The organism is Brunnivagina elsteri CCALA 953 (assembly GCF_002289455.1).
In the GTDB taxonomy this organism is placed as follows: Bacteria; Cyanobacteriota; Cyanobacteriia; order Cyanobacteriales; family Nostocaceae; genus Brunnivagina; species Brunnivagina elsteri.
In genome coordinates this window covers 1-7676 of record NZ_NTFS01000331.1, presented here as the reverse complement: position 1 = coordinate 7676, position 7676 = coordinate 1, and the positions used below count along the sequence as shown (strand labels likewise).

The following is a 7676-nucleotide window of genomic DNA, read 5'->3' as shown; positions in this document are numbered from 1 at the left end:
GGTATCGAATTAAAGACGGTAAATGCTGCTTACACAAGCATTATCGGACTCGTCAAATACATGAGAATGTATGGCTTTAGGACTTACGCATTGACAGAAAAATCAAAATAAGGGGTATGGTTTTCAGCGCTTTGACCTTGATTTTTCGGCTTCCCACCAAGCGATCGCAATTAACAAAGTGGGTTTATAAAAGTCTGAAATAACGTATTTACGTTAATACACAAGATGATTCGTTTGTACAGTGCGTAAGTCCTAAAATCTTAAGCAGTTTGCAGTATATCTCTTGGTGTTCCCTTAATCCTTACTCATCTTTGGTACTAACACTTTCAATATCTGGGGAATTACTCGAAAATGAGCTGGTGTATAGGTTGTAATTTCCCCATCTGTATTAATTGGACGAGGTTTGCGTGTGTATACTTCTATATCTTGTCCTTGTAATGCCCGTACTTCTCGCCAATGAATGTGTCTTCCATTACGCATTGCAGGTAAGAGTGGAATAATTTGCCACCAATGCCGAATTTCAACACTGTACAAATCTAGCCTTTGGTCATCAATTGTGGCATCGTGAACTACTGCCATTCCCCCACCATAGTATCGACCATTTCCCACGGTAATTTGTACAGTTTTGACGGAAATCGATTCACCATTAACCCGAATTTCGGCACTAAATGGTCGTGATTCCCAAATTACTTGCAATGCTGTGGCTGCATAAGCAAGGATACCCCAGCGTTTCTTTGCCTGTTTTGTCAAACGTTGGGTAATTTTGACGCTTAACCCCAAACTCGCGACATTAAAAAAGTGCTTACCATTTACCCAACCCAAATCAATCTGCTTTATTTCACCTGTAGCAATGACTTTGCAAGCTTCCGGTAAGGAATTGGGAATACCTAAAGTTCTGGCTAAATCATTTGCTGTTCCCAATGGTAAAATCCCTAATGGTAATTGCGTTTCTACCAAACCATCTACGGCTGCATTTAGAGTTCCGTCACCTCCTCCGACAATTACTATATCAACTTGATACTTATACTGATGAATAATTTCTGCTAAATGCTCGGGTTGTTCGGTAGCTTCCTCAATCAAATCAAAACCAAGTTTTTTCAAACAAGCGATCGCTTCTTCCAATTTTGCTTGCCCTTGTCGCGAGTGACGATTCACTAATAGCAGCGCTCGCTGGTTCATAACAGTTTGTTTTTGTGCTTTGGAAGTTGGATATTAATTCTATTATTGCATCTATCTAGAAGGATTCAGGATTCAAAATTGCGATCGCGTTGTGTTGGTTCTAGTAAATTGCTAATATCGGGACCGGATGGTATGATTCCCCCTGGATTAAGGGGAAATAAGTTACCGTAATAGTCACGCTTCACACTTTCTATGTCGCAAGTCTGGGCAACACCAGGAAGTTGATACAGGTCGCGTAAATATGCTCCTAAGTTTTGGTAATCTTGAATACGACGACGATTACACTTAAACAACCCATAGTAAACTACGTCAAATCGAAACAAAGTAGTAAATAAGCGTACATCTGCAAGTGTGGGTAAGTTTCCACATAAGTATCTACTTGTTCCTAAAGCTGTATCAATTTCATCAAGTGCTGTAAATAATTCATTACATGCTTTTTCGTAAGCTTCCTGTGTCTGTGCAAATCCGCAACGATATACACCGTTATTTACTGCATGGTATATTTTCTCATTCCACTTATCTATACTTTCTCGTAATTCTTCGGGATATAAATTGAGTATGGAGTTAGTTGCAAACTCATTAAATTGTGAATTTAAAATTACAATAATTTCAGCACTTTCATTATTAACAATTGTCTGAGTTTGAGTATCCCACAATATAGGAACAGTAGAGCGTCCACTATAACTAGATTGGGTCAAATTATATTGTGCTAAATTATAGAGTTTTGGTACAGTCTGACAAGCTTCTTCTTCTCGATCTAAAACCCAAATTCCTTTGTCAGGGGAAGGTGAGACAATGGATACAGAAATAGTATTTTCTAATCCTTTGAGGGCAAGTGTAACTGTTGTTCTATGTGCCCAAGGACAGCCTAAACCAATATATAAACGGTAGCGAGATACTTCTGGTTTATATTTACTATTTTCATCGCTGCTAATAACATTCCGAAACTGACTATTCGGACGTATATATTCACCAGATTTATTAGGTGGTGCAAGTTGTGACATCATTATATGCCACATTGTTGACCAAACAAATTTACCTGTCTTAATAATAAATCCGGATGGTAATGATTTACCCAGTCTCTGAGTTTTTATTTGATTTCTATAAGATTGGGGCTGTGACATAACACAATTTTTTTGAGTTTACTCAAATATTACTGCATATTTGATTGATGTGAGTATATTACATAAAAACTATTTAGCTCGTCAGAGGAATTCTATTTTCTCTAATTAAATTGGATTAAGAATCTCTACTTAAGGGATATTTTAATGATTAATTACCTAAACTATATCTTCAGATAAACTTTGATAAATATCAATGTTAGAGCATAAATCGTAACTATTATATTCTGCAAATGCACTAGTGAATTTTAATTGTATGTATTTATACAAGTAGATTTTGCATTAACTCTAAAAAACATATCATTTATAGCTAAAAGCTTTAATATACATCGGGTTTCGGCAAAATCTCAATTCTATTTATTCGTATAATATGTTTGTTATGTATATTTACTGAAGTGTCATATGATTTAATAATATTTTTTATTACTGAACTAATAAATTAAAGAAATTTACCTGAAATATAATCTTAAAAAACTAAAGATGTTCAATTTCAATTTCTTGTCTTTATCAAAAATTTATATACGTAAGTATTTCTACGCTTATATACTTACTTCTCACTTATTCCTATGGTTATAAAAATCAGTAAAATGCCCGTTATCAACTAATATTTACCTGGTTATATTTAGTATTTAGAGAAAACTCTCTTTGATTTAGGTTGTCGTCGCATCTATCTATATATCTAACAAATCAACCTAAGCAATTAACCAGGGCATTTATCTTCTTAAAAATAATAATATCCGGATTCAGGGTTCAGGATTTAGAAGAATTACGAAAGGCTAAACTGATAGCTTATTACTTACTTTATTGTGAGAATATTCTGCATTCTCCAGCATTACCAAAAATAATTAATAGTTATTTCTGCAACTAGTAGAAAAATTATGTCAATCTGCAACAAAACTCATTTTTTAACCATTACCTATATTGAAATGAGATTAATATTTAAGTGGTGGAAGCATAATTGTCTTTCCCTAATACTAGTACTTCCCGGAATGATTGTATCCTATATTTTGCCAGTTGCTGCGGATGAGATTGTGAATACAGCTATATTTGGAAGTGACAGTTTTAGTCAATCAACCAATACAAACCGTGCTGTTTTCACTACGGAAATTGCGGAATTACGAACAACTAAAACTGCTGATAAAGTGGCTGTAAAACCTGGAGATACTGTACTTTATCGCATCACAATTCGTAATACTGGGAATGCAAATGCCAATAATTTGACGTTGACAGATACCCTACCTTTAGGATTAGTATTTGAAACTAAATCTCTCCAAGCATCAATTATTAGTAATAATGTCATAACTCAAATATCAGTATCTGCTACAAAGTCAGATAATCGTGCTTTTAATATTACTTTTGCAGGAAGTATTCCACCTCAAGGTATCTTAAATCTAGTCTATGCTGCTACTGTTACTCCCGATGGGATGCGGGGAAATGGGAGAAACCTTGCAGTAGCAACAGCAGGTAGGGCAAGAAGTAATACTGCAAGTCATCAGTTAAAAATTCGTCCTAGTATATTTTCTGACTGTGGTATTTTAATTGGTCGAGTGTTTGTTGATAAGAACTTTGATGGGGAGCAGCAATCAGGTGAACCGGGTATTCCCAATGCGGTCATTTATATGGATGACGGCAATCGTATTATTACTGATGCGAATGGAATATTTTCAGTTGCGAATGTTATTGCTGGGAACCGAAGTGGAACTTTGGATTTAACTAGTTTGCCTGGTTATATTCAAGCTCCTAATCTTTACAGAATTGATAAAAATAGTCAGTCTCGTTTGGTGAGATTGGCTCCTGGAAGTATGGGAAGAATGAATTTTGCTGTAACTCCAGCATTTGGGGAGGAACGGTAATGGTGAAGAAGTTTGATGTGAAAAAGTTTGATGCAACTTTATTAAGTATTTGTAGCACTATTCCTGTTTTTGTTGGTGCGAGTGCTGCTGCTGAAGGTGGAAATTCTCTGGTTGTGGATATTCCGAAGTCTACTGATAATTCGGATTTAGTTGTACCTGTGAAGGAGGAAAAGGAGATTGTTTTTTCTCCGAAGAATGCGATTTCTCAACCTGATGATTTGCCTGATTTGGAAAAGGTTGAGATTGGAAGTCAAAGTATAGAGAAACGAATTCAAAATTCTGGAAGTGGTGGAAATAATTTGCCTTTGCAGAATTTGAATGTTAGTCCTATTCAAGAGGGAAAAATTAGAAATATTCCAATTAAAAGTAATGTGGAGGTGTCGTCAAAATCTAATATCCAAAGTCAGAAACTTAATTCTCAATCGAATGTTAAGAAGGGGAAAGTAGAAGTATTAGATTTAAAATTAGAGAAAACTAAGGAAGAGCTTATAGATAAGACAAAGGAAAAAGAAGTAATTCCTCCAGAATCTAGTAATAAGCCTGAGTTTAAAAGTGAATCCGATTATAAACAAGAAGGGGCTAATTCTAAAACTCAAAAAATACCAGAAGTTAGAATAATTACCCCTACTAATGGAGAAACAACTAGTAGAACTACAAATTTAGCGGTTCAATTTCATTCTAGTTTAGATGTAAATGTAACGCTAAATGGTAAACAAATTAATTCTCAAATTTCTAGCTATTTACAAAAGGACGAAGTAAGCCAGTTATATACAAAGATTTGGTATGATTTACCTCTACAAAATGGCGAAAATATCATTGTTGCTCAGTCTCAAGATGGAAAATCTAGTACTATCAAAATCAATTTTAAAGAGCAAAAAGCCAAATTAATAATTACACCAGTAGAGGAAGCGAGAATTCCTGCTGATGGACGTTCTCGAATTGAATTTTCTGGGAAAATCATCAATGAGAAAGGTGAAATTATTCCCGAAAATACAATTGTCACTCTGAATGCAACTGCTGGGAAATTTCTTGGTGCTGACCAAGATAATGATGCACCTGGATTTCAAATTCAAACTAATAATGGTAAGTTTTCTGCGACTTTACAAGCACCTTATGAACCGCAAAATACGAAAGTTCGTGCATCTGTATTAACTCAAAATATTGCATTAGAAACCTATACAAATGTTGAATTTATTACTAACTTACGTCCATCCTTAGCGACTGGGGTTATAAATTTACGAATAGGAGCTGGTGGTACAAATTATTGGGGTAGTAATCGGGATTTCCTCAACCCGAAAAAAATAGGTACTACAGATGTTGATTTAAATGCATCGGTATTTGCAACTGGAAAAGTGGGAGATTGGCTATTTACAGGTGCATTTAATAGTAAACGTCCTCTTAATGAAGATTGTAATGGTGATGTGCGACTTTTTGGGGGAATTCAAGATTGTGAAAAAGCCTATCCTGTGTATGGTGATACATCTACTGTCACGGCAACAACTCCTTCTACTGATAGTGTTTATGCAAAATTTGAACGTACTCCCAACATTCCTGGTGCAGAATCTGATTATTTCATGTGGGGAGACTACAATACCCAAGAATTTGCTCGTGCATCCCAATTATTCACCGCAACCACTCGACAATTACACGGTTTTAAAGGTAACTACAACCTGGGTAACTTGCAAGTTACTGGTATGTTTGCCAACAACATCCAAGGTTTTCAACGGGATACAATTTCGCCAAATGGTACAAGCGGCTATTACTTCCTTTCACGTCGCTTAGTAATTCCCGGTAGCGAGAATGTATTTATTGAATCCGAAGAAATCAACCGTCCAGGAACAGTAGTCAAACGCAAAGCATTATCCCGTGGTGCAGATTACGAAATTGACTATGACAGGGGAACATTATTATTTCGCGATCGCATTACTTCAACTCAACTCAATCCCTTTGATACCACTTTGGCAAACCGAATTGTGGTGACTTACGAAAATGATAAAGGTAGGGATAGTAAGCTATATGGGGGAAGGGTACAGTATAATTTCCGGGAAGAAAATTCAAACCCGAAATCACCTTTCATTGCCGGGAGTTATCTCAAAGAAGACCAAGGGGAACAGGATTTTGAACTTTATGGTGCAGATTTTTTTGTTCCCTTGGGTAACTCTGGTCAAATTGTTGGAGAGTATGCGCGATCGCGTCACAATTCTCTTTCATTTGGAAATGTCAGTGGTTCTGCATATCGTGTGGAGGTATTGGGAAACATCACACCTAATTTGTCTACACAAGCTTTTTACCGTTCTGTTTCTGAAAATTTTGCGAATAATGCGACTTGGAGTTTTGCTCCTGGACAAACTCGCTATGGAGCTTCTTTAACTGGTAAATTTACTGATACAACAAGTTTTAATCTTGGTTATGACAAGGAAAGGAATTTTGGGGTTGCTCCTGCACAGCACATAGATAGCTTCGATTTATTCAACCCCCAACCACTACCAACTCCAGGTAGCAAAATCGATAATTCCTTGGAAACATTCCGGGTAGGGGTACAGCAGAAATTAGGTGATGCTGAATTAGGGTTAGAGTATGTCAATCATTCTCGAAATGACCGAATTAACAAACAATTTAGCGCTAATACCAGTCAACTTGTATCTAAAGCGAGTATTCCTCTGACGGAATCTTTGACATTCCAGGCACAAAACGAAACCAATTTGGGTAAAGCAGATGCATTTTATCCCAACCGCACTACCTTGGGTTTGGATTGGGCATTATATCCAGGTATGAATATGCGACTGACACAGCAATTCTTTGATGGTGGAGTCATCAAAGGTAATAGTATCACTAGCTTGGATACCACAGTCGAACATAAATTCTCTGAAGATACCAACCTGACTGGACGTTATTCTATCTTCGCAGGTAGTGACGGTATGAGTGACCAAGGGGCAGTTGGACTCAATCACCGAATTCGTCTTGCTCCTGGGCTTAAACTAAACCTGGGTTATGAGAGAATCCAAAATAATATCTTCGGAAACACTTCAACAGGAATTAGATTTGCCCAACCATATACCACTGGACAAAGTGCATTTTCTCTGGGTTTCTTCTCTGGTAACACTTACAGCATTGGACTAGACTACACCGATAACCCCAATTTCCAAGCCAATGCTCGGTTTGAATATCGTGATGGGAAAGAAGCCAATAATATGGTTATCTCTGCCAATGCAACGGGAAAACTTTCACCTGCACTGACGGTTGCAGCCCGCTACCAACAAGCTGGAGGTGCCAACCAACTCCTAGAAGGACTTGCAGACACGGCAGATTTACGTGTTGGTTTAGCATATCGTGACCCTAGCAATGATAAATTCAATGTTTTACTAGCCTACGAATACCGCCAAAACCCCTCCACCATCCCCGACGATTTGCTTTTAGGAAATGGAAACGGTGCGATCGCGCATTTATTTTCTGCGGAGGCTATTTATGCACCTAATTGGCGTTGGGAGTTTTACGGCAAATATGCATTCCGTAATACTACTAG

Annotated in this window: 4 protein-coding genes; 2 read left to right on the top strand and 2 right to left on the bottom strand. The window is 37.0% G+C overall.

Annotated features, from left to right (window positions below; translation table 11 throughout):
- Window positions 1-294 precede the first annotated feature (294 nt).
- Together CK510_RS22795 and CK510_RS22790 are read right to left on the bottom strand one after the other, a co-directional pair.
- Window positions 295-1179: a lipid kinase gene (locus CK510_RS22795; RefSeq protein ID WP_095723866.1), complete on the bottom strand. Its 885-nt coding sequence runs from the start codon at window positions 1177-1179 to the stop codon at window positions 295-297.
- 65 nt (window positions 1180-1244) lie between these two features.
- Complete coding sequence (locus CK510_RS22790; protein ID WP_095723865.1) at window positions 1245-2303, bottom strand: glutathione S-transferase family protein; 1059 nt, start codon at window positions 2301-2303, stop codon at window positions 1245-1247.
- A 923-nt stretch (window positions 2304-3226) separates the two neighbouring features.
- On the opposite strand from CK510_RS22790, the gene CK510_RS22785 reads away from it, so the two are divergent.
- Together CK510_RS22785 and CK510_RS22780 are read left to right on the top strand one after the other, a co-directional pair.
- Complete coding sequence (locus CK510_RS22785) at window positions 3227-4153, top strand: DUF11 domain-containing protein (RefSeq protein ID WP_095723868.1); 927 nt, start codon at window positions 3227-3229, stop codon at window positions 4151-4153.
- Window positions 4153-7676: hypothetical protein (locus tag CK510_RS22780; RefSeq protein ID WP_245912323.1), on the top strand; the 3524-nt coding region annotated here is incomplete at its 3' end. The genes CK510_RS22785 and CK510_RS22780, both read left to right, overlap by 1 nt.